Below are 24,065 nucleotides of genomic sequence, written 5' to 3'. Positions count from 1 at the left end.
TGAATAAACTTTAAACTTTTGACAACAATGTGAACAAGTACTTTGATTTTAAATAATTTATGTTAAAATAAACTTTGGTAAATTTATATTTATGTTTGATGGTACATAAATTTTAAGAATAACTAAATAAAAGCATATTTTTAAGTAAAATATCAAGTACTAATGGGGGTATTATAAAATGCTTGAAAAATTTATGAACGTACTTATAGGGGAGCCATTGGCCAATGAGCAGAGTGCCCAGGAAAAGTATAATGTTCCTTTTGGACTTGCAATAATGGCAAGTGATGCAGTTTCATCAGTAGCATATGCTGCAGAAGAAATTTTATTGGTTTTGGTACCAATTATTGGAGCGATGGCATATAGCTGGCTTACCTGGACTTCTTTTATGATTGTTGGATTATTGTTAATCTTAACTATATCTTATATACAAATTATAAGAGCTTATCCTCATGGAGGAGGAGCATATATAGTTGCTAAGGAAAATCTCGGATCAAAAGCTGCATTAATTGCTGGAGCTGCACTGCTAATTGACTATATACTTACAGTCGCAGTTAGTGCCAGTGCAAGCGTTGCTGCTATAACCTCAGCATTTTCAGAATTAAATGAACATAAGGTTTTAATTGTAATCTCATTAATTATAGTTTTAACCATCATGAACTTAAGAGGAATTAGTGAATCTTCAAAGATATTTAGTATCCCTACATATATTTTTATTATAAGTATGATTTTCATGATTTTATATGGATTATTTAAATATCTTGTTTTACATATAGAGCCGCATCAATTAGTAATAGATCCTGAGGTTACAAAGGGAATGGGAAGTTTAAGTATATTCCTAATTATGAAGGCCTTTGCTTCAGGATGTTCTGCACTTACAGGATTAGAAGCAGTAAGTAACTCTGTACCAAATTTTAAAGAACCAGCTCAAAAAAATGCTAAGATAGTAATGGTACTACTTACTGGATTGATATTATTTATATTTGGTGGAAGTTCAATACTTGCAAGATTTTATGAAGTTGTACCTAAAGATGGAGGTCCAACTGTAATAGCTCAATTAGCATATGGTGTATTTAACTATGGACCAATGTTTTATGTTATACAATTTAGTACAGCTATAATTTTACTTATGGCTTGTAATACTGCATTTACTGGATTTCCTATGCTTATGTATGTTGTAGGTAAAGATGGATATGCCCCAAGACAATTTACTATTAAAGGAAAAAGATTAAGTTTTTCAGCTGGAATTATTGCACTTTCATTTGTAGCATGTTTCCTTGTTGTAGCTTTTAAAGCTGATGTTCATTTGTTAATTCCGTTGTATTCAGTTGGAGTATTTTTATCATTCACTTTAGCTCAATCAGGAATGGTTATTCACTGGATGAAGAGTAAGGAAGCTGGCTGGCGTTCTCGTGCAATTATTAATGGATTTGGAGCTTTTATTACTTTAGTTACAACTGGTGTTATAGTTTGCGTTAAATTCTTCTTAGGAGCTTGGATAATTATCTTAGCACTACCTATTGTTGTATATGTTATGATAAGCATACATAATCATTATGATCGTGTTGCATGTAGATTAAGATTAAACAATAATTCACTTAAAAATTATGATCTTAAAGTAAAATTCGATCATATAGTTATAGTACCGCTTGCAAGCTTAAATAAAGCAACATTGACAGCACTTCAGTATGCTCAAAGCATAAGTCCACATGTAATAGCTATACATATATCAACTAATAAAGATGCTTTAGAAAAATTGAAAGCTAGATGGGCTTTGTTAGATACTGATATTATTTTGGTTGCGAAGTATTCCCCATATAGAGCAGTAGTTACTCCTTTAATTCAATATATAAATCAAATTGCAGATGCAACTACAGACAATGAAAAAGTTACTGTAATATTGCCTGAGTTTGAAACTCATGAATGGTGGGGAGGAGTACTTCATAATCATACAGGATTCTTCTTAAGAGAAACACTTCTTAGAAAGAAGAAAATAAATGTTTCAACATGCCCATACCATTTAACAGAAGATGATGTTTGTGAATTGGATAATGATAATTAATAATATATTATGTAGAGAGCCTTGCAGTAAATGCGAGGCTCTTATTTTATCATAAGGTTAAATAAATATATCTAAAAATAAGTAATTATATGGTACAATTTACATAAGTTAAAATATAGCTACTATACTTAAATAGGAGGGCAAAATTTGAAAAATATAAAATCGGAAAATATTATTAAATTAATGTATATAGTATTTATAATATGGTCAGTGGCTACTATTGTGGTAATCAGTAAAAATATAGAGAGTAAAAGTGCAATTATAATTGTAATAGGATATTCAGTTTATTTATTTGTTATGGTTTTTTATTTAATTATAAAAACATTAATGAATATTAGGAGTTTAAAATTAAGAGAAATAAGAAAAAGATTTATCAAATTTATAGTTATGGCTGTGATTTTGGGTGGGACATCTTGCGCTATCGATTATTTTTTTAGACCAGAAAAATTTGATAGTTTTAGATCTTTCTCCATATCAATTTCATTAACACTAGGGATATGTTTTTTTGACATTGCATTTAAGAAAAAACTAAACTGAAACTATAAATATAAAGCGGGGTATGGTGAGATATGAATAATAAAATATTAATTATTGAAGATGATAGATCCATTAGTGATATGGTTAAAAATTATTTGACTAAAGAGGGGTTTAATATAGATACTGCTTATGATGGAGAAGAGGGAATAACTAAATTTTTAAGGGATAGTTATGATTTAGTTATTTTGGATTTAATGATGCCTAAATTAGACGGAATGGAAACTATGAAAATAATTAGAGAAAAAAGTTCAGTTCCAATTTTAATTATGTCTGCAAAAGACACAGATGTAGATAAAGCCATAGGATTGGGATTAGGGGCAGATGATTATATAGCAAAACCTTTCTCTATGATTGAGATTTCGGCTAGAATTAAGGCTTCTATTAGACGTGCAACAAAATATTCGTCTACTACAAATAAAGAAGATGACAACATTGTGAAGCTTGGAGAGCTTACAATAAACTTTGAAAACTTTTTAGTTACGAAAAATGGAGAGTCTATTCAGTTAACATCAAAGGAATTTGAGATACTCAAGTTATTTATTAAGAATCCCAATAGAGTTTTTACAAAAGCACAAATATATAGTTTCGTTTGGAATGATGACTATTTTGGTGATGAGAATGTTATTAATGTTCATATGAGAAGGCTTAGAGAAAAAATAGAAGATGATCCATCAAAACCTAAGTATATAAAAACGTTGTGGGGAATAGGGTACAAGTTGGAGGGGAACTAATATGATTATTTTTTTACTTGTAATAATAGGCATACTTATTGGAGTAATTATATTTCAGTACTTGTCCAAAAATGAGAGAAGCAAAAATTTAAAGTATATTGAATATAAGTTGCAAGAGATAACGAGTAAAGGTAAGAATGGAAAAATTTTAGTTGTAAATGATGATGAAAGAATAAAAGGATTATTATTAGAAATTAATAACTTGTTAGATTATAGCCAAAAGGTTCTTATAGATTATAGAAAAAAAGAAATATCAATGAGGAAAATGCTTTCAAATATTTCTCATGACTTAAAAACACCTTTAACAGTAGTGTTAGGGTATATAGAAACAATAAAGCTTGATAATAATATGGAAAGAGAAGAAAGAGAAGAATTGCTTTCTAAGGTTCATAATAAAACTTTAGAAGTTATAGACTTAATGAACAAGTTTTTTGATTTAGCAAAGCTGGAGTCTGGAGATAAGGAGATTCCAATCACTCGAGTTAACATGAATGAACTATGTAGAAAAAATATATTAGATTTCTATGAGATATTAAATAATAAAGGTGTAGAGGTAAATATAAATATACCCGAAGAAATTATTTACTCTCAGGGAAATGATGAGGCTTTAGATAGAATTATAAATAATCTTATTTCAAATGCAATTAGATATGGAATGGATGGAAATTACTTAGAACTTAATCTTAGATTCGATAATGAACATTCATATATTGAAGTTATTGATAAAGGAAAAGGTATAGAAGAGAGTCAAATTGAGAATGTTTTTGAGAGAATGTATACACTTGAAGATTCAAGAAATAAGTTGTTTCAAGGGAGCGGGTTAGGACTTACAATAACTAAAAGATTAGTTGAGAAATTAGGTGGAGAAATTTATCTTAAGAGTATACCTAACTTGAAAACTACATTTACAGTAAAACTAAAAAGAATAACATACTAGTAATTATAAAAAACAAGGTGTTTCAGTATAATGCATCTTGTTTTTCTAATATATGATAACAAACCTTCATTGATGAGAAATCCCTCTACCAGCTAACTTAAGGATTTTGTAAGATTTGATTAATAAAAAAGAGAAGTCTAGATTTTAGAATAGAATTATGGAAGATAAGTAATGAGAGGAGCAAGAACATGAGTTATATATTGAAAACCACAAATTTAACAAAATCCTTTAAGGGTAAGAGTGTAGTTACAAATGTAAATATGAATATTAAAAAAGGTGAAATATATGGTTTCTTAGGACCAAATGGAGCAGGTAAAACAACCATTATGAAGATGATTACTAATCTTGTGAAACCTACTGATGGAGAGATTGAGATATTTGGGGAAAAGTTAATGAATAATTCCTTTGAAATATTAAAGAAGATAGGCACAATAATTGAATATCCTGTATTTTATGAAAAATTAACTGGTCTAGAGAATTTGGAGCTTCATTGTGAATATATGGGTTATTATGACAAAGGAGCTATTAATAAGGCATTAGATTTAGTGGGATTAAATGATATAGAAAAGAAAATGGTCAAGGAATATTCTTTAGGAATGAAGCAAAGGTTAGGAATTGCCAGAGCTATTATAAATAAACCAGAATTATTAATATTAGATGAGCCAATAAATGGGCTTGATCCAATTGGAATTAAAGAGATTAGGAATCTATTTAAAATGCTAAACAAGGAATATGGAATGACTATTTTGGTATCAAGTCATATTTTAAGTGAGATAGAACAAATTGCTGATACAATAGGGGTTATAAATCATGGAAGATTAATAGAAGAGATTTCTATGGAAAGTATTAAAGACGAGAACACTGAATATGTAGAAATAGTTACCAAGGATTGTACTAAAGCAGCTTATATATTAGAAAGTGAGCTTAATATTTCTAATATTAAGGTGGTCAATAATTCATTGATAAGAGTATATGATTTAAAGGTTTCGCAAAATAGTATATCTAAGGCATTGATTTTAAATGGGGTAGAAATAGACGCAATAAACAAGAAAAATACTTCTCTAGAAGATCATTTCTTAAAACTTTTAAATGGAGGGGATTTAAGTGCTTAAATTAATGAAGTTAGAACTAAAAAAGTTTAGAATAGGGGTAAAAGGTGCAGTAATAGCTAATCTAATAATGCTAGCAGCCATAGTTATGACGGTGTTTGTTTCTCAGGATTCTAAGGAGTTTTCAAGTTACAGTCTTGTATTTGAACTAACTGGATTAACCGTAAGAGCAGTTTTCATAATATTTTCATCAAGCATTATAGCAAAATTGATAGTTGGAGAATATAATAATAAAACTATAAATCTTATGTTTATGTACCCAATTAATAGAATGAAAATTATGCTTTCAAAAATATTATTAATAGTAATATTTGCATTTGTTGCAATGCTTACATCAAATATTTTCTTAAATGTAAGTATATATATAATTAATTCATTTACTCATATATTAAATGATACTTTAACAAGCGATATGATATCAAAAACTTTAATAAACTGTGTACTTTATTCATTTATATTTGCATTTGTTAGCTTGATTCCTGTATTTGTAGGAATGAGGAGAAGAACAACTGGCTCAACTATTATTACAAGTGTTATAGTTACAAGTATTTTAAGTAATGGCAGTAATTCACCTTTAAGCTCAATTATATTAATTCCAATTATATTTGCGATGCTTGGAGTAATCGGAACTTATATGGCAATAAGAAATATAGAAAATGTGGATGTTATATAAAATAAGGGAAGTTCAAATGGACTTCCCTTATTTTTATATAAGAAAATTTTCGTAGATGCAATTATAGTATAATAGGAGTATTATAAGATTAAAGATTTCAAAAATAAAAGATTTATAGTAGTTTAATTATATATAATGACAAGGAGAGGATAATATGGACATAGGCAGAAATGATAAATGTTGGTGTGGAAGTGAACTTAAATATAAAAAGTGTCACATGGAATTTGACGAAAGGTTGCAAGAATTAAAGAATCAGGGACATATAATTCCACCAAGAGAAATTATCAAAAACAAAGAACAAATTGAAGGAATTAGAAGAAGTGCTAAAATAAATAATGCTATTCTAGATTTAGTTAGCAGTAATATAAAAGAAGGTATGAGTACAGAGGAACTAGATAAATTAGTTTATGATTATACTATATCTCAAGGGGCTATACCTGCTGACCTTAATTATTATGGCTATCCAAAGAGTATTTGTACTTCAATTAATGATGAGGTATGCCATGGAATACCAAGTGAAGATATAATACTTAAAAATGGAGATATTATTAATGTAGATGTATCTACAATTTTTGAAGGATATTTTTCAGATGCCTCTAGAATGTTTAAAATTGGAGAGGTAAGCGAAAATGCTGAAAAATTAGTTAGAGTATGTAAAGAGTGCTTGGAGAAAGGTATTGAGGCAGTAAAGCCATGGGGATTCTTAGGAGATATAGGAGCAGCAATACAAGATCATGCAGAAAAGAATGGTTACTCAGTTGTTAGAGATTTTGGAGGACATGGAGTTGGTATTAAGTTCCAGGAAGAGCCATTCGTACCTCATTATGGGAAAAAGGGAACTGGGATGGTTCTAGTACCAGGTATGGTTATAACTATTGAGCCAATGATTAATGAAGGAGACTATAGATTATATGTGGATCCTAAAAATGAATGGACAGCACATACAAAAGATGGTTCACTTTCAGCTCAATGGGAGCATACAATTTTAATAACTGAAGATGGTACTGAAATAATATCTAAATAAATAGAGAAACAGAAGCAGTTGCTTCTGTTTTCTTATTTATTTATGTAGTTTTATAAATGGACCATGACCAGAAGCTATGTATTTTATAGGAAGTTCCGATAATACATGTTTTATAATTTCAAGAGCCTTTGGTGAAGGAATTTGCCTTTCAGTAATTGCATTTATTTCTGCTTCTATAGTAGAATTAATTATTTGTTCATCAATATTATCAAAATTTATAATTAAATCGCTACTAAAAAGAATATTGCGTTTAGTATCAAAGACAATAAGTCCTTCCCATAAGTGCATCTCAGAAGGATAGGATATAAATTTAAGAGAATATACATCTTTTTCTAATGTATCATCAGGATTTTTAATTAGTAAATCATAATTAAATCCAAAACCATTAAATTGCATTGAAGTTGTTTTTGAGCAAATTGTGTGAGCATCAGGATATTGCTCAAGTATTAGGTCAATACCTCCGCATTCATCTCCTTCAAAATGAGATACGAAAATATAGCTAAGTTTTTTCTCTCCTAATATTTCTTTAAGTTTAGGAACTAAATCTTTTGCCATATTATGATTTCCTGTATGAATTAACATGGGCTCATTTCCTAAAAATAAAAATTGATTAAAATTAATAGGCACGTTAGGAATTGAGTGATTAAACTTATAAAGATCATCTAAAACTTTTATTACTTCCATATTAAAACCCCCATATCTAATTAATTATCATCAGTATAACATTATTAAGAACAAAGTCAATTTTAATAATGTCAGGATGAAATAAAAATTTTGTAGCAAGTATTGAATACAAACATATAATAAAATCAATGATTAATTATTAAATTAAAAGGGGCAAATATGATATCTAGTTCCAAGTTTATAAATCAGTCACTGGAATTACATCTTTTTTTTTGGAAGAATTATGAAAGAACATGCATTGTTTCTACAATTAAGCTTTACTCCAAAAGATGTGGAGTATATGAAACAGGCAGATATGTTTAGAAGGAGATTTGATAGATTATTTAGTGAAGTACTTAGAATGTCTAGTGGAGTAGTAAGGCCAGAAGTTATGAAATCAGGAGAGCTAGTAACACCATTTACTTTAAAGGCTGAAATTGCTACTCAATATTTTACTGGTGTGGATATTGCTACAGAGCTTACCCAAATTGAATTAGGACAGAGAGCAGATATATTAAAATCAGTTAATTATAATCAAACCAATAGTATGATAAATCAAAATATGATGCAACCTAATATGATAACTCAGCAAAATCCTATGATGCAACAGGATATGACTATGCAGCAAGGAGAAATGGGTGAGCAGAATGCAGCAATGCAGCCAGGAATGGAAATGGGGTCAAAGAAGGATATTAATATGGATGGGGCTGCAATAGAGCGTAGAGTTTTTATACTTAATCAAACGGCTTTAGATTTATTAGAGGAATTTGCAGAATTTAAGGGAGATGTTTTAGGTAATATTAAGGCATGTAAAATTGTTACAACTAATATTTATCCAACTATGCTTAGACATTTAATACATGAAGCTCAAGATTACTATAAAATGATTCAGAAATTACAAAGTAGACAAGATGTTGACCTTGAAAAGGAAGCATATGAAGAAGAGTCAACCTGGAATAATCTTATGGGTGAACATGCAAAATTTATTAGAGGAATGCTTGACCCATCAGAAGAAGATCTTATTAAAAAAGCAAATGAATTTGCAAATGAATTTGATGAACTTACTAAGGCAGCAAAAGATGCAATGGATAATGTAATGCCGCTAGATGATGTTACAAATGAGAGTATAGAGGCAACTACTGAATTAAGAGATTTTAAAGCACAAGGAACTCAAGGAATATTAGAATGTAAAATTAAATCTTTAATACTTCCGTTGCTTTCAGACCACGTTTTGCGCGAGGCAAATCACTATTTAAGATTATTAGATAAATATAAACAATAATTATATAGAAATCCTCCTGAAGACTTTAATGTCCAGGAGGAATTTTAAATTCATATTACAAGATATGGTATAATGTATAGAAAAAGAAAGGGAGTATACCCATGGATAAATCTGAAAGGGAAGGTATCCAATCATTAATTGACAATAAGTACAAACTTATCCCCTTAAATTATGGACATATTGAAACCTTGTACAATTGGAACTTACATGAGAAGGAACTTGAGAATTTTACTTGTAGACCAATAATAAAATATGAATCATTACAGGAGTATTTAAGTAGTACAATAAATAGAATTTCAGAAGGAAAAATAAAAGTATATGTGCTCGTAGAAGAAAAAACAAATAAACCTTTAGGTAGAATATCACTATTTGATTTTAATAAAAGAAATCATAGTGCAGAATTTGGTTATTATCTACCTAAGGTTTATAGAGGAAAAGGGTTAGGGAAAATATTGCTAAGTGATTTATTAAAAACTATTTGGGAACAAGATGAACTTAACTTAAATAAAGTTTATGCTACAACGTCTTCAAATAATATAGCGTCAATAAAGCTGCTAGAAAAATTTGGATTCAAGTTAGATGGAGTATTAAGAGAACATTATTGGATTAATGATGCTAGATATAATCAGCTTATTTATTCAATGCTTAAATATGAATGGACTAAGTAATTAATATATAGTATTTCATAAAAAAGATTTGCTCATATAAATTTGAGAGGGTCTTTTTATTTTTTTATATAAGTAATAATGAAGGGAAATAAAAAGTAACTATAAATATATAAAAAATACGGAGTGATAATATGGGAAAGTCAAAAAGAACTGCTAGGCAAGAAGAAATTATAAATATTGATAAAAGAAAATGTATTGGATGTACAGCGTGCGCATTTACATGTGCAAGGGCTACTGGGACATCAGTATTAAGATCTATAGCAGGGGTAAGAAAAACTGTTGAGCCTAAAAAAGAGAGCTTTGAAGCATCAGCATGCATATTTTGTGGACAATGTACATCAACATGTCCAACTTCCTCAATAAATGCAAGAAATGATATTAATTTAGTAAATGAGGCTTTAACGAGTGGCAAATATCTAATTGCAACAGCAACTCCTGCAGTAAGAGCTACATTAGGAGAAGAGTTCAATCTTCCTATTGGAACAGATACTTATGGAAAGATATCAGCTTCAGCAAGAAAATTAGGCTTTCAAAGAGTCTTTAATTCAGCTTTTTGTGCAGATATGATATCCCTAGAAGTAGGAAATGAATTAATTAAGAGAGTATTAAGCAAGGAAAAACTACCTGTATTTACTTCATGTTGTCCAGCATGGATAAATTATGTGGAAATTTTTCATCCAGAAATAATTAATTATATTTTGCCAACTAAAACGCCTGAACAAATGATGGGAACATTAATAAAAACATATTTTGCTGAGAGCTACAATGTATTGCCAAATAATATTTTTGTTGTTGCTATAAGCACATGCACTTGTGCTAAATATGAGGCTTCAAGAACTAATATGGGAAGAGATGGTTATAAAGACATAGACGTAGTATTAACTATAAGAGAATATGCGGAGTTATTAAGAGAACGAGGAATAAATATTACTGCAATTCCTGATGAAAAACCAGATATTCTTATGGAAGAACATACTGGAGCTGCAGCATTAACAGGAATATCAGGTGGAACTATAAATTCTATACTAAGAGTTGTTCAAAAGTACTTAAATGGAGAAAAAGTAAAGGTTGATGACATAGAATTTACTCAGGTTAATGGATATGAAAATGTTTATGAAGCTACGGTCACAATTGGAACGAGTCAAGGAAAAGTAGCGGTATTAAATGGATTAAAAGATATGGATAAATTCATAAGCAGTTCAAAGTGGAAAGAATATATACTTATTGAGGTTATGGGATGCCCAGGTGGATGTGTGAATGGTGGCGGTACAAGGAAAATCAAGAAAAAATCAAATATTAATGAAAAGCTATGTATAAGATGTAATACCTGTATATTAAATTGTCCTACTGGAGCCATATATCATAAACCCAACGGAAGTGCAGCGAGCTTACCTGATAAGTGTGTTGGATGTACGCTTTGTAGTAAGATTTGTAGGGCAGGGGCAATAAATATGCTGTATTTTGATAGTGCTAATGATAAGCTTTTAACTGAAGATTATATAAAATTAAGAGCAGATGTGCTAAAAGACATTGATAAAACATCTAGTATTAGAATTTCTGATGAAAATTGTACTATGCAAGAGATATATAGAAATTATATTGGTAAACCAGGTGAGGAGAAAGCTAAAAGTTTACTGTATACAGAACACCAAGATAAATCCTCTATACTAGAAGATGAAAAAATAAGAAATAAAAGAAAGAGTTAACTTATTTAGCTTATTTCACATAAAAATTACACAATTGTCACATTATAATAATACATTGGTAAATTAATATTTATTTGTATATTAATTTATAATTAATAGAAGGAGTGTATATTATGAAAGTGAGAAAAGCAGTAATTCCAGCAGCTGGGCTAGGAACAAGGTTTTTACCAGCTACAAAGGCGCAACCTAAAGAAATGCTTCCGATAGTAGATAAGCCTACGATTCAATATATTGTTGAAGAAGCTGTAGCTTCGGGAATAGAAGAAATTTTAATAATTACTGGTAGAAATAAAAGAGCTATTGAAGATCATTTTGATAAATCTGTTGAACTTGAGGATGAACTTGAAAATAATCATAAAGAAGAATTACTAGAACTAGTAAAAAAGATATCAAATATGGTTGACATTCATTACATACGTCAAAAAGAACCTAAAGGATTGGGGCATGCTATAGGCAGAGCTAGAACTTTTGTTGGCAATGAACCATTTGCTGTAATGCTTGGAGATGATATTGTAGATAGCAGAGTTCCATGTCTAAAGCAATTAATCGATTGCTATAATGAGTATAAAACTACTATACTTGGAGTACAACCAGTTAATAAAGAAGATGTGTGTAAGTATGGAATTATAGATGGTTTAAGGGTTGAAGATCGTGTTTATAAAGTTAAGAATATGATTGAGAAGCCAAAGGTTGAAGAAGCGCCTACAAATATAGCTATCCTTGGAAGATATATAATAACTCCAAACATATTTGAAATTCTTGAAAACACAAAACCAGGAAAAGGTGGAGAAATACAATTAACAGATGCATTAAAAGAATTATCTAATACAGAAGCAGTATATTCCTACTGCTTTGAAGGGAAACGATATGATGTTGGTGATAAGTTTGGATTTTTACAAGCAAATATTGATTATGCATTAAAAAGAGAAGACTTAAAAGAAAACTTACTTGCATATTTTAAAACACTTCAGTAATATATTTAAGCCCTTAGAATAATATTTCTAAGGGCTTTTTTATTGAAATTTATAAATATAAGCTTAATACATATTGTAGACCAACAGGTCCCATTCTTCTTAACCCAGTGTCTTTGAAATCAGATTTCTCATATAATTTTTGAGCAGGCATATTTCTTTTATTAACTCCAAGTAGTACTTCATTTATTCCTTTAAAGTTATTTTTTATGAAACTTGGTAAAAGTCTTAGTGCCTTTTTAGCATAGCCTTTTCCTTGATAAGGGTAATTTATAGAGAAATAGCGAAGAAGTATGGCATTAGGGTTATTTTTATATTCTAAAACTTCATCGCCTAAGTGTAATCCAAAAAATCCAATTGGGATACCATTTAGTAAGATGACAACAGGTTTTTTATCTTCATCTAATATAGGTGAAGATAAAATCTTTTTAGGCAGAGAAGTAAATATCTCTATGTCTTCAGGAAGATAAAATTTAAATAAATCATTTTGGTATTTTTCTTTAAAAAAACTTAGTTTTATGTCATCATTCATATTAACTCAATCCTCCTACAAGTGGCAATATATTAAGAAATTATATCATTATGATTTACTTCAGTAAATAATATTAATATATATTTTAACTTTATTGAAACATTAATACAGATAAATTATGATATATTGTATTTTAATAAGCAGTTAAAAACCATATTCATATAATATAATATCAATTATAAAGGGGATTTAATATGGATTTTCTGCTTAAGTTTGACACCAAAGGTAAGTTTAAAATAGTTCAATTTACTGATATTCATGAAGGACCGGAATTAGATGAAGGAATTAGTGTAATGAGAAAGATATTGGATTATGAAAAGCCTAATCTTGTGGTCCTAACAGGAGATAATATAGATGGTAAATGCAAAACTGCTCAAGATGTTAAGATGGCAATTTCTCACATAGCGTCACCTATGGAGAATAGAAAAATACCTTGGACTATAGTTTTTGGAAATCATGATGATGAACATGGTATTATGTCAAAAGAAGAAATGATGAAGTTTTATATGAGTTTCAAATATAATATAAGTCAAATTGGTTATAGGACTTTTGATAGAGTAGGAAATTATAATCTTATTGTGGAAGGAAGTAAAAATAAAACACCTGTTATAAACCTCTACTTTATTGACTCAGGTAAGTATGCCCCATTTTTTGTAGGCGGATATAATTGGATAAAACTAACTCAGATTTTATGGTATAGAAAAATAGCTTTAGGGTTAAAGCAAAGATATAATAAAATAATACCTTCATTAATGTATTTCCACATACCAATACCTGAATATAAAAAGGCGTGGAGACGTGGGAAACCTAAAGGAGAAAAATTAGATTCAATAGATTCACCTTTAATAAACATATGTGGAGGCCTTTTTCGTGTTCTCATCAACACAAAAGATGTAATAGGGGTATTTGTAGGTCATGATCATTTTAATAATTTTGTTGTTAAATATAAGGGAATTTTACTTGGGTATGCAGGGTACACAGGCTATGGAGGGTATGGAGATTCGAAAATTCCTCGTGGGGCAAGAGTAATATTAGTTAATGAAACGAATCCAACTGATATTAAGACTTGGCTAAGAAGAGAAGGCGATGGAGAGCTAAGAAAATTATATAATTGAAAGGTGATTACCTAGGATGAATATTTTTGTAGAATTAATAATTAAAACAATTTTAGAAACATTTTATTTAACGGGAATAGTAATAGTAATTGGATTATTACTAGGTGTATTAAGAAATAATACTTTGAAAAATTTTCAAAGGAGTTTTGGCAGTAAAGCATTAATGATTACTGGTTTTATAGGGGTTCCGATTCATGAGATTAGCCATGCAATCTTAGCAGTACTTTTTAGACATAGAATAAATAGTATAAAGTTACTTCAAAAACCTGATATTAATGGAGTTATGGGATATGTAAATCATAGTTATAGCAAAAACAGTGTATATCAGCAGGTTGGGAATTTTTTTATTGGTATAGCGCCCATTTTTGGAGGAATTTTTTCAATTATTGCATTAATGCATTTTATTATACCTAAGTCTTATAATAAACTAATTCAGATATTAGAGAGTGGACTTAAGGTTACAACATTAAATACTTCCATGGCTCAGGGAACTATAAATTCATATATTGAGTTGTTTAAAAGTATTTTTTCTTTAGAGAATTTTAGAAACCCGTATTTTTATTTATTCTTATTTATTTCAATATGTATTTCTTCCCATATATCATTAAGTTCCGCAGACATAAAAGGAGCATCAAGAGGATTAGGCATTATTTTTGTTATTTTACTTACGTTAAATATTTTTGGATTATCAAAATACATTTCAGAAATAAATGTAATAAGATATAATATTCTATTAACAGGAGTTTTGTTAGTAGCAGTAATTCTTTCAATAATTACTTATATAATTAGTTTGTTTGCAAGGAGTATAAAGATATAGAAGTCTGTTTAATCTTTGAGAATATTCTCATGGATTAAACAGACTTTTTCTTTTGAACTATTTATCATTCTTTTTACAATATAGTTTTAAAAATGTATGACTTGAATATTTTATATTAAAGAAATATTTTTTTGGAGGTAGTTTGTATTGAATGGCGCAACTATTTGATAGTAGCTTTCCATGGGAAAATGCTGCATACACAATAATTGAATATCAAGGCGATATAGAAACACCTTTGAAAAATATGAGTAATGTAAGAATTTTTATAGTAGATGATACTCGAGCAATACTTGCAGTAATTGGTGATTTAAATGAAGTTATAAATAAGTTATACGATCTCATAGTATATGTAAATCCAAATGGATTGTATACACTATGCGATACCACTCCAATTGAAACTTCACAGGCAGATCTATTTCATAATAGTCCCTACTTACAAATAGATGGGAAAGGAGTAATTATAGGGATAATTGACACTGGAATAGATTATTTGAATGAAGAATTTATAAATGATGATGGAACAACAAGGCTTATTTCAATATTCGATCAAACCATTTTTGAAGGAAAAGATGTAGAAGGACAACCGATTGGAAGTGAATTTACAAGAGAAGATATAAATAAAGCTATTAAAGAAAAAATGCAAGGAAGAGATCCTTATAAGATAGTACCATCAAAGGATGAATATGGACATGGAACTGCAATGGCAGGTATTGCTGGAGCTATAGGGAAAAATAAGGAATTAATAGGTGCAGCACCAGGATGTAGCTTTGCAATAGTAAAGCTAATTCCGGCAGAAAAAAAATTATTGGAGGAGTTCGGGGTATATGGAAATCCGTTAGTATATTCAACTGTAGCTTTATTTTTGGGTATGAAATATTTATATACCTTAGCTGGTGAGTTAGAAACACCTATTGTAATTTTATTACCCTTAGGGGGTAATGCTGGACCAAGGAATGGACAATCATTTCTTGAAAGATATATAAGTGAAATCTCAAGAGTTAGAGGTGTAACAGTTGTTGTGCCTATGGGGAATCAAGGAGATTCGGATACACATACATCAGGTTATATTAAGAAAGTAGGAGATACATCGGACATAGAATTGGAAATAGATTCAAAACAAAAAAATATGAGGTTTGAAATATGGATAAACAGTCCAGATAAATTAACTCTTTCAATAATATCACCTACTGGAGAAAAGGTAGAAAGAGTGATGCCACAAAGTAATAAGATTACAGAACTTAAATTCTTATATGAAAATACTACATTATATGTAGGATATTATATCCCAGAACAGGTTACGGGAGAAGAAAGAATTATAATTAATGCACGTAATTTAAAGGAAGGGATTTGGATTTTTAGACTCACTGGAGAGGTAATAATAATAGGAAGATACGATGCTTATTTAATGCAACGTGAATTAATTGCGCCAGGTACTAAGTTTTTAGAAAGTGATCCATACTTAACTTTAATGACCCCAGCAGCTTCAAGAGGGGCCATTTCAGTAGCAACTTATAATCAAAACAATAATACTATCGTGAAGGAATCTAGTAGGGGATATACAAGGGATGGAAGGGTAAAACCAGATATTACAGCTGGAGGGATTAATGTAATAACTACAGCAGTTGGAGGAGGCAGTCAAATAGTTAGTGGAACAAGTGCTTCATCAGCGGTTACAGCTGGTTGTGTAGCATTAATACTAGAGTGGGGAGAAGTTCTTGGAAATGATAAAGCGATGTATTCTGCAAAAGTAAGAACTTATCTAACTAGGGGAGCAACTAAACCCAATGGCGATGTATTTCCAAATCCTGAATGGGGTTATGGCCAGCTAAATATGAAGGGAGTATTTGATGCATTAAGAATCATAGATGAAGATTCAGGAGATGAATATTATATAGGGAACTTATTTGTTAGGTTGCCACAAATCAAGCAATAAATTAGTTATGATTCTGGTGATTACTAAGAGCAAGTAAAAGGAGAGTCGCTAGGGATGTCAAAGAAGGGAAAGGAAAGGAATATTCATAATTATAAAAATTTAGATGCTAACAGAATAAAAGAGGAAGTTGAATACAGCTATATTGAATATGATGGAGATATTGAAAGTTCTATAAGTAAAATCAAAGGAGCTAGAGTTGCTATAATAGATAAAAATAGAGCAATTATAATAGGAGTAGAAAGAGATGTAGACGAAATTATTAAAGAACTAGGAGAACAAGTGATTTACGTTAGTCCAGGGGGAATACATACTTTATGTGATATTACTCCTATTGATGCTTCAGGGGTAGGTGCTCTATATAGTAAAGCAGATTTAAATCTTGATGGTAATGGAGTAATTATAGGAATTATAGATACTGGAATAGATTATTTAAATAAAGAGTTTATAAATGATGATAAAACAAGTAGGATAATAGCCATTTTTGATCAGACAAACAGTAGTGGTAAATTAATTGAAAATCAACCTATAGGAAGTGAATTTTCAAGAGAAGATATAAACAGAGCTATTTTAGCAAAGGATAAAGGTAAAAATCCTTATGAAATAGTTCCATCAAAGGATGAGATAGGACATGGTACTAGTATGGCTAGTATTATTGGAGCCAAAGGTGTTAATCCTAATTTGAAAGGTGTAGCTGACAAATGTGAATTTATTATTGTTAAGCTAGCAACAATAGATGAAAGGACAAAAGACAAGTTTTGTATTTATGGTGATGTGCCTGCATTTTCATTTCCTTGTATAATGCTAGGAATGAATTATCTTTATAAAATGAAATTTAAACTAGGCAAGCCTATGGTTATTTATATGCCATTTGGAACAAATATGTCTGGACATAATAGCAGTTCAACATCAGAAAGATATATAGAAGAAATATCTAAAATAAGAGGATTGGTTGTGGTTACTCCAACTGGAAATCAAGGTTCAGGAGATACGCATACAAGTGGGGAAATAGTCAAAGAAGGGGACACTAACACTATAGAATTATATGTTGACGATAAACAAAAAAATTTAAGATTTGAGATATGGGTAGGAAAACCAGATAAATATGGATTATCTGTCATTTCTCCTTCAGGGGAAATAATTGAAAGAATCTCTTCTAATATAAACGAAACTAGCGAAATCAATTTTATATTTGAAAAAACAAAAATGTTTGTAAAAATCACTATCCCAGAAGAGGTAAGTGGAGATGAAAAAATTGTAATAATAGCTAGAAATATCAAGAAAGGTATTTGGAGTTTTAAGTTATTAGGAGATATAGTATCAACTGGAAAATATAATGCATGGTTGCCACAAAAAGAATTGCTAGCACCAGAAACAAGATTTCTAAGTCCAGACCCTTATATAACATTAACAACACCATCCACTGCAAAAGAGGCTATATCAGTTGGGTTTTATGGTCAAAATTATAATACTCTAGAAGAAAATTCAGGTAGAGGGTATACAGTGGACAACAATATTAAGCCAGATATAGTAGCAGGAGGAATAAATGCATTAACAGCTTCAACTGATGGAGAGGTGAGGGCAATATCTGGCTCAAGTGTAGCAGGAGCAGTAGTTACAGGGTGTATAGCATTAATACTACAATGGGGAATAATTAAAGAAAATGAAAAAGGATTATACTCAATAATGGTAAAAAGCTACTTGATAAGTAGCACATCAAAAAGAGCTGGAGATGTATATCCTAATCCATTATGGGGTTATGGTGCTATTGATATGAAATCTGTATTTAATAATATAAGAGGACTTCAAGAAAAAGAGAGAGAGGTTGCATCAAAACTCAAACCTAATTATTTCCTAGAAGATAATAACCGTAATTATATAATTGAATATAAAGGAGATATAAATAGCGTTGCCAAAAGATATCCTAATACAGCTGTGTATATAATTGATGATAGACGTGCTGTCATTTCCGCACCCTTTAACATTTCAATAGATGTAGTAAAGAATACTCCAGAAATTATAGCCTTTGATTCAGGATCAATATATGAATTAAGTGATATTTCTCCAATCGATGCATCAGGAGCCCCTTTATTTTATAAAAATGAGTATTTACCATTGGATGGCTCAGGGGTTTTGGTAGGGATTATAGATACAGGTATTGATTATCTAAATCAAGAGTTTATTAATGAAGATGGAAAAACAAAAATACAATCTATTTGGGATTTGAGTATTGAAGGAGATGTAGAAACAACAGGATTGATTCAAGGGACCGTATATTCTAAAGAAGAAATAGATAGGGCAATTGAAGCAAAACGAAATGGTCAGGATCCATACGCAATTGTACCAACTAAGGATGAAATAGGTCATGGTACCAAAATGGCTGGAATAATTGCTGCAGGGGGGGTAAATCCAGTGCTTCAAGGAGCAGCTCCAGGCACTGAACTTGTAATTGTTAAACTAAAACCTGCATCAAAGGCAGTAAGAGAGTATTATGGAGTTTATGGAGATGCAGTTTGTTATAGAAGCACAACTTTTTTATTAGCCATTCGATATTTATATAATTTTGCTTCAAAATTAAACAAACCAATTGTTATTTATTCTCCACTTGGAAGTAATAATGGAGCTCATAATGGAGAGTCTCCAATTGAAAGCTATATTGATGAGGTTTCAAATTATAGTGGCATTGCAGTAGTTGTGCCTACAGGAAATCAAGGAAATAGCAATACACATACCTCGGGATATATAAAGAAAAAAGGAGATATAGGAATAATAGAGTTAATAGTTGGAGAAAAACAAAAAGATATTAGAGTAGAAGTTTGGATATCAACTCCTGATAAGGTTTCCCTTTCGATAACTTCTCCAACAGGAGAAATAATTAGTAAAATTGCACCAAAAAATAATGAAATAACAGATATAGCATTTTTGTATGAAGAAACAAAAATGATAGTTGAGTATTTAATTCCAGAAAATCTAACTGGGGATGAGAAAATAACCATTATTGGCAGAGGAATGAAAGCGGGAATATGGCAATTTAAATTGATTGGTGAATTAATTATTGTTGGAAGATATGATGCATGGATACTTCAAAGGGCATATCTTGCACCAAATACAAGATTTATTAAACCAAGCCCGTATACAACGTTAACAATACCTTCTACATCTGAGCAAGCCATAAGTGTAGCCTATTATAACCAAAACAATAATTCAGTGGTAGTTGATTCTGGAAGAGGTTATACAAGAAATATTATGATTAAACCAGATATTGCAGCAGGCGGAATTAGGCAATTAACAACAACGGCCACCGGAAGAGTAGAATATGTATCTGGTTCTAGTGTTGCAGCGGCAGTAGTAGCAGCTTGTGTAGCATTAATATTTCAATGGGGAATTATAGATGAGAATGACACATCCATGTATGCATCAAAGGTAAAAACTTATCTACTTAGAGGAACAAAAAAAAGACCTGGAGATGATTATCCTAATCCTAATTGGGGTTATGGAATGTTAAATATAAATGGAACTTTTGAAAATATTCGAAGTATAAGAGATGATTTGAAAAGAGAATTGCCTCCAAAGAAGACAAAAAAGACTAACTATTTCGTGAATCCTAATAATAGAGGAATATTGATTGAATATAAAGGAAATATTGTTGAAGCAATAAGTAAATATCCTAATACAGACGTGTATATAATAGATGAAAAGCGAGCAGCAATTACAGTTCCAATAGATCAAATAGATAAAGTGATAAAAGAAACAAAGGAAATAGTATATGCAGATTCTTTAGCTGCATATACTCTCTCAGAAATATCTCCTAAAGATTCAGCAAATACAAATGTATTCCATAAAAATTTATATTTCAATTTAAATGGTAAAGGAGTAATTATTGGAATAGTTGACACTGGAATTGACTATCTAAATGATGAATTTATTAATGAAGACGGCACCTCTAAAATACTAGCCCTTTGGGACCAAACAATAAATTCTGATGAACCATCTGATTTAATTTTAGGAGTAGAGTATACACGAGAAGATATAAATAAAGCAATACAAGCTAAGAAAAATGGACAAGATCCATATTTAATTGTTCCTTCAAAGGATGATATAGGACATGGAACTAATATGGCAGGAATTGTGTCAGCTAAAGGGATAAATCCTACGCTTAAAGGGGTAGCGCCAGAGAGTGAATTATTAATAGTGAAGGTAAGACCTATTCCTGATGAAGGAAGAAGCAGTTATGGTATATATGGCAATGTACCAGCATATAGAAGTGTTGCTGTATTTATGGCCATAAGATACTTGTATAATTACGCTAAGAAAAATGATAAGCCTATAGTGATTTTTGTTCCATTGGGTACTAATAATGGTGCCCATGATGGAGAATCTTACATTGAAAGATATGTACAAGAAATATCTAAATATGCTGGGGTTGTGGTTGTATTTCCAACTGGTAATCAAGGAAATAGCTCCACACATGTATCGGGAAAAATTAAAAACACTGGAGATATTTCAACTTTTCAATTAAAAATAGATAAGAATCAAAAAAATATTAGATTTGAGATATGGGTTGTTAAACCAGATAAAGTTTCTTTAAGTATAACGTCACCTACGGGAGAAGTAATAAAAAAAATAGTCCCTAAAATTAAAGAAAAGGTTAATATTAATTTTATATATGAGAGAACCTCAATGGCTATTGATTATATAATTCCAGAAGAGATAACTGGAAATGAGAAGATTATAATATTTGCAAAGAATATTGTTGAAGGAATATGGCAATTTACATTGACAGGGGACTTAATTACTGTAGGTATATATGATGCTTGGTTATTGCAAAAAGAACTAAATGCACCAGGAACTGTGTTTCTTGATCCAGATTTTAACACAACATTAACGGTGCCAGGAACTTCAGATAAAAGTATCACAGTAGGGTACTATAATCAAAATAATAATACAATTGTTCCATCGTCTGGTAAGGGATATACAAGGAAAAATACAATTAAGCCAGATATAGTAGCAGGAGGAATCAATCAGGCTACAACAGGAATTGGAGGAATTACACAAGTGGTTTCAGGTTCAAGTGTTGCAGCAGCTATTACAGCAGGTTGTTGTGCATTGTTATTTCAATGGGGGATTGTGAATAAAAATGATACAACTATGTATGCAATAAAGATAAAGACATATTTAATAAGAGGTGCAAGCAAGAGAGAAGGAGATATTTATCCAAATCCTAATTGGGGATATGGAATGCTTGATTTAAAAGGAATATTTGATAACGTAAGGTCATTAGAAATGAGAAATATTAAAAAAAGAGATAATGAGTACTATATAGGAAATCTATTTATCAGAATACCTATGAAGTTTTGAATAAAAGATAGTTAAGAGAAAATACGATAAGTGATGAGATAAATAATCAAAATAATTGTATTTAGGTAAAGAATATTTGAATATCCTATAATAATATTGTGAGTATAAGAGGTGTTTAATATAGAACGTAGAGAGAAGATAATTAAACCAGGGAGTTTTGATGAGAAATTTCCTTGGCAGGAAGCATCATCTTTTGTAGTTGAATACCAAGGAGATATAGAAAATAGGGTTAAAGGTATCCCAAATGCAAGAGTAATTATTATGGATGACAGAAGGGCAATATTATTTTCATCAGGAGATATAAACGAAGTTATAAATAAACTTTCAGGAGTGATAGTAAGTGTAAGTTTAAATGCACTTTATACTCTTTGTGATATATCTCCATTAAACGCATCACAAGCAGACTTATTTCATACTAGTCCCTATCTACAGTTAGATGGGACAGGAGTTATAATAGGTATTATAGATACTGGAATTGATTATTTAAATGAAGAATTTATGAATGAGGATGGTACCACTCGAATAATAGGAATTTTTGATGAAATCGTTGGGGCAGAGTATACAAGTGATGAAATAAATGGAGCTATCAATGCAAAAAGACAAGGGAAAGACCCTTATGGAATAGTTCCAAGTAGAGATCTTATAGGTCATGGAACCAGCATAGCCGGAATTGCAGCAGCAAGAGGAAAGAATCCCAATGTAATAGGTGTTGCTCCAAAAGCAATGATAGCTATGGTAACTCTTGCACAGGCGAACAAAAGTTTAAGAGAAGAGCAAGGAGTATATGGAAATGCTCCAGCATACTCAAGTGTAGGATTATTTCTAGGAATAAAATATCTAAATGATCTATCGGTGCAACTTAATAGACCAATAGTAATACTAATACCTTTAGGGGCAAACATAGGTCCAAGAAATGGATTAACTACAACTGAAAGGTATTTAGACGAATTATCTTCAAGAAAAGGAGTTACATTTGTAGTACCAACTGGAAACCAAGGAATTGGTGATAATCATACTTCAGGTGTAATAGGAAGCACTGGAGAAAGTGCTAATATTGAACTTAAAATTGATCCAAACCAAAAAGATATAAGATTTGAAATTTGGGGATCTAAACCAGACAAGTTATCACTTTCAATAGTTTCTCCGTCAGGAGAAGTAATCGATAGAATTCCACCAGCATCAAATAAAGTAACTGAAATTTCATTTTTATATGAAGGAACAAAAATGTCAATCTTATACTTACTTCCAGAAACTCAAACTGGAGATGAGAGAATTCTTATCAATGCAAAAGACATAAAAGAAGGAATTTGGATAATTAAGCTCACAGGAGATTTAGTTGTAGTAGGAAGATACGATTCATATTTGAATTCGAAAGAGTTACTGGCGCCAGAAACAAAATTCTTGAAACCAGATCCATTTATAACACTAACCACACCCTCTTCTTCAAGAGCTGCAATTTCAGTGGCATACTATGACCAAAATGATAATTCTAATGTGGCGGAATCGGGAAAAGGATATACTAGAGATAATAGAATAAAGCCAGAAATTGCAGCAGGAGGAATTAATGCATTAGCTACTGCTGTAGGTGGAGGCACTAGGGTAATTAGTGGATCTAGTGTAGCATCAGCTGTAGTTGCAGGATGTGCTGCTCTTATAACTCAGTGGGGACAAGTTGAAGGAAACGATCCAGCTATGTATTCTACAAAAATTAAAACTTATTTAATTCGTGGAGCAGGTAAGCGAGAAGGAGATACATATCCAAATCAAGACTGGGGATATGGAACTACAGATATGAAAGGTGTTTTTGATAATATTAGAAGTTTGGTTAATGAAAATAGAGGCTTAATAAAAGAAGGTAATGCGTATGTGGAATTTTATAAAGGAAATTTATTTGTTCGTATACCAAATAGTAGTATTCAAAACTAAAAATTTAGAATAATTATAGGTATATAG

18 protein-coding genes are annotated in these 24,065 nt (G+C 30.6%); 16 read left to right on the top strand and 2 right to left on the bottom strand.

The genetic code is table 11. The features are described from left to right. Positions 1-178: 178 nt before the first annotated feature. From JK634_RS00845 to JK634_RS00815, 7 genes are all read left to right on the top strand, one after another. Positions 179-2,059, top strand: coding sequence for an APC family permease (locus tag JK634_RS00845; protein ID WP_202765742.1), 1,881 nt, complete (start codon positions 179-181; stop codon positions 2,057-2,059). Positions 2,060-2,206: 147 nt separating this feature from the next. Next, entirely contained in the window at positions 2,207-2,596 is a 390-nt protein-coding gene (locus JK634_RS00840) for a hypothetical protein (protein WP_202765741.1), read from the top strand. A 32-nt stretch (positions 2,597-2,628) separates the two neighbouring features. Then, positions 2,629-3,327 (top strand): response regulator transcription factor, encoded by a 699-nt coding sequence (locus JK634_RS00835; protein WP_202765740.1) that lies wholly within the window; start codon positions 2,629-2,631, stop codon positions 3,325-3,327. Position 3,328: 1 nt separating this feature from the next. After that, positions 3,329-4,264, top strand: coding sequence for a sensor histidine kinase (locus JK634_RS00830; RefSeq protein WP_202765739.1), 936 nt, complete (start codon positions 3,329-3,331; stop codon positions 4,262-4,264). A gap of 188 nt (positions 4,265-4,452) precedes the next feature. After that, positions 4,453-5,376 (top strand): ABC transporter ATP-binding protein, encoded by a 924-nt coding sequence (locus JK634_RS00825; protein ID WP_202765738.1) that lies wholly within the window; start codon positions 4,453-4,455, stop codon positions 5,374-5,376. Further along, a complete protein-coding gene (locus JK634_RS00820; RefSeq protein WP_202765737.1) occupies positions 5,369-6,046 on the top strand; it encodes an ABC transporter permease in 678 nt (225 codons plus the stop codon). The genes JK634_RS00825 and JK634_RS00820 overlap by 8 nt, the downstream gene beginning before the upstream one ends. Positions 6,047-6,200: 154 nt before the next feature. Next, on the top strand, positions 6,201-7,070 hold the full coding sequence (locus JK634_RS00815; protein ID WP_202765736.1) for a methionyl aminopeptidase: 870 nt from the start codon (positions 6,201-6,203) through the stop codon (positions 7,068-7,070). A gap of 36 nt (positions 7,071-7,106) precedes the next feature. Here the strand turns inward: JK634_RS00815 and JK634_RS00810 are convergent, their stop codons facing one another. Continuing rightward, positions 7,107-7,754, bottom strand: a complete 648-nt coding sequence (locus JK634_RS00810) for an oxygen-binding di-iron domain-containing protein (RefSeq protein ID WP_202765735.1) — start codon at positions 7,752-7,754, stop codon at positions 7,107-7,109. 223 nt (positions 7,755-7,977) lie between these two features. Between JK634_RS00810 and JK634_RS00805 the strand changes: the two genes are divergently transcribed. From JK634_RS00805 to galU, 4 genes are all read left to right on the top strand, one after another. Continuing rightward, positions 7,978-9,015, top strand: coding sequence for a DUF2935 domain-containing protein (locus tag JK634_RS00805; RefSeq protein ID WP_202765734.1), 1,038 nt, complete (start codon positions 7,978-7,980; stop codon positions 9,013-9,015). 101 nt (positions 9,016-9,116) lie between these two features. After that, positions 9,117-9,683 (top strand): GNAT family N-acetyltransferase, encoded by a 567-nt coding sequence (locus tag JK634_RS00800; protein WP_202765733.1) that lies wholly within the window; start codon positions 9,117-9,119, stop codon positions 9,681-9,683. A 131-nt stretch (positions 9,684-9,814) separates the two neighbouring features. Continuing rightward, entirely contained in the window at positions 9,815-11,389 is a 1,575-nt protein-coding gene (locus JK634_RS00795) for a [Fe-Fe] hydrogenase large subunit C-terminal domain-containing protein (protein ID WP_202765732.1), read from the top strand. A gap of 113 nt (positions 11,390-11,502) precedes the next feature. Beyond that, positions 11,503-12,363, top strand: a complete 861-nt coding sequence (galU, locus tag JK634_RS00790) for a UTP--glucose-1-phosphate uridylyltransferase GalU (RefSeq protein ID WP_202765731.1) — start codon at positions 11,503-11,505, stop codon at positions 12,361-12,363. Positions 12,364-12,412: 49 nt separating this feature from the next. Here galU and JK634_RS00785 read toward each other — a convergent pair whose 3' ends face one another. Further along, a complete protein-coding gene (locus JK634_RS00785) occupies positions 12,413-12,892 on the bottom strand; it encodes a GNAT family N-acetyltransferase (RefSeq protein ID WP_202765730.1) in 480 nt (159 codons plus the stop codon). Between the two features lie 194 nt (positions 12,893-13,086). Between JK634_RS00785 and JK634_RS00780 the strand changes: the two genes are divergently transcribed. The 5 genes from JK634_RS00780 to JK634_RS00760 all read left to right on the top strand — a co-directional run bounded on the left by JK634_RS00780 (position 13,087) and on the right by JK634_RS00760 (position 24,038). Continuing rightward, positions 13,087-14,007: a metallophosphoesterase family protein gene (locus tag JK634_RS00780; RefSeq protein ID WP_202765729.1), complete on the top strand. Its 921-nt coding sequence runs from the start codon at positions 13,087-13,089 to the stop codon at positions 14,005-14,007. 16 nt (positions 14,008-14,023) lie between these two features. Continuing rightward, positions 14,024-14,824 carry a hypothetical protein gene (locus JK634_RS00775; protein WP_202765728.1) on the top strand — a complete coding sequence of 267 codons (801 nt, stop codon included), beginning with the start codon at positions 14,024-14,026 and terminating at the stop codon, positions 14,822-14,824. A 151-nt stretch (positions 14,825-14,975) separates the two neighbouring features. Continuing rightward, positions 14,976-16,757: a S8 family peptidase gene (locus JK634_RS00770; protein ID WP_202765727.1), complete on the top strand. Its 1,782-nt coding sequence runs from the start codon at positions 14,976-14,978 to the stop codon at positions 16,755-16,757. 54 nt (positions 16,758-16,811) lie between these two features. Beyond that, complete coding sequence (locus JK634_RS00765; protein WP_202765726.1) at positions 16,812-22,112, top strand: S8 family peptidase; 5,301 nt, start codon at positions 16,812-16,814, stop codon at positions 22,110-22,112. 111 nt (positions 22,113-22,223) lie between these two features. After that, positions 22,224-24,038 (top strand): S8 family serine peptidase, encoded by a 1,815-nt coding sequence (locus JK634_RS00760; RefSeq protein ID WP_202765725.1) that lies wholly within the window; start codon positions 22,224-22,226, stop codon positions 24,036-24,038. Positions 24,039-24,065: the final 27 nt, after the last annotated feature.

Origin of the sequence: Clostridium paridis (genome assembly GCF_016765615.1) — a bacterium.
In the GTDB taxonomy this organism is placed as follows: domain Bacteria; phylum Bacillota; class Clostridia; order Clostridiales; family Clostridiaceae; genus Clostridium_T; species Clostridium_T paridis.
This window is presented reverse-complemented; position numbering and strand designations above follow the sequence as displayed.

Coding starts and splice junctions, on each gene's coding strand:
- JK634_RS00845 (WP_202765742.1), top strand. CDS start 179: ATGCTTGAAAAATTTATGAACGTACTTATAGGGGAGCCATTGGCCAAT.
- JK634_RS00835 (WP_202765740.1), top strand. CDS start 2,629: ATGAATAATAAAATATTAATTATTGAAGATGATAGATCCATTAGTGAT.
- JK634_RS00830 (WP_202765739.1), top strand. CDS start 3,329: ATGATTATTTTTTTACTTGTAATAATAGGCATACTTATTGGAGTAATT.
- JK634_RS00825 (WP_202765738.1), top strand. CDS start 4,453: ATGAGTTATATATTGAAAACCACAAATTTAACAAAATCCTTTAAGGGT.
- JK634_RS00815 (WP_202765736.1), top strand. CDS start 6,201: ATGGACATAGGCAGAAATGATAAATGTTGGTGTGGAAGTGAACTTAAA.
- JK634_RS00810 (WP_202765735.1), bottom strand. CDS start 7,754: ATGGAAGTAATAAAAGTTTTAGATGATCTTTATAAGTTTAATCACTCA.
- JK634_RS00805 (WP_202765734.1), top strand. CDS start 7,978: ATGAAAGAACATGCATTGTTTCTACAATTAAGCTTTACTCCAAAAGAT.
- JK634_RS00800 (WP_202765733.1), top strand. CDS start 9,117: ATGGATAAATCTGAAAGGGAAGGTATCCAATCATTAATTGACAATAAG.
- JK634_RS00795 (WP_202765732.1), top strand. CDS start 9,815: ATGGGAAAGTCAAAAAGAACTGCTAGGCAAGAAGAAATTATAAATATT.
- galU (WP_202765731.1), top strand. CDS start 11,503: ATGAAAGTGAGAAAAGCAGTAATTCCAGCAGCTGGGCTAGGAACAAGG.
- JK634_RS00785 (WP_202765730.1), bottom strand. CDS start 12,892: ATGAATGATGACATAAAACTAAGTTTTTTTAAAGAAAAATACCAAAAT.
- JK634_RS00780 (WP_202765729.1), top strand. CDS start 13,087: ATGGATTTTCTGCTTAAGTTTGACACCAAAGGTAAGTTTAAAATAGTT.
- JK634_RS00775 (WP_202765728.1), top strand. CDS start 14,024: ATGAATATTTTTGTAGAATTAATAATTAAAACAATTTTAGAAACATTT.
- JK634_RS00770 (WP_202765727.1), top strand. CDS start 14,976: ATGGCGCAACTATTTGATAGTAGCTTTCCATGGGAAAATGCTGCATAC.
- JK634_RS00765 (WP_202765726.1), top strand. CDS start 16,812: ATGTCAAAGAAGGGAAAGGAAAGGAATATTCATAATTATAAAAATTTA.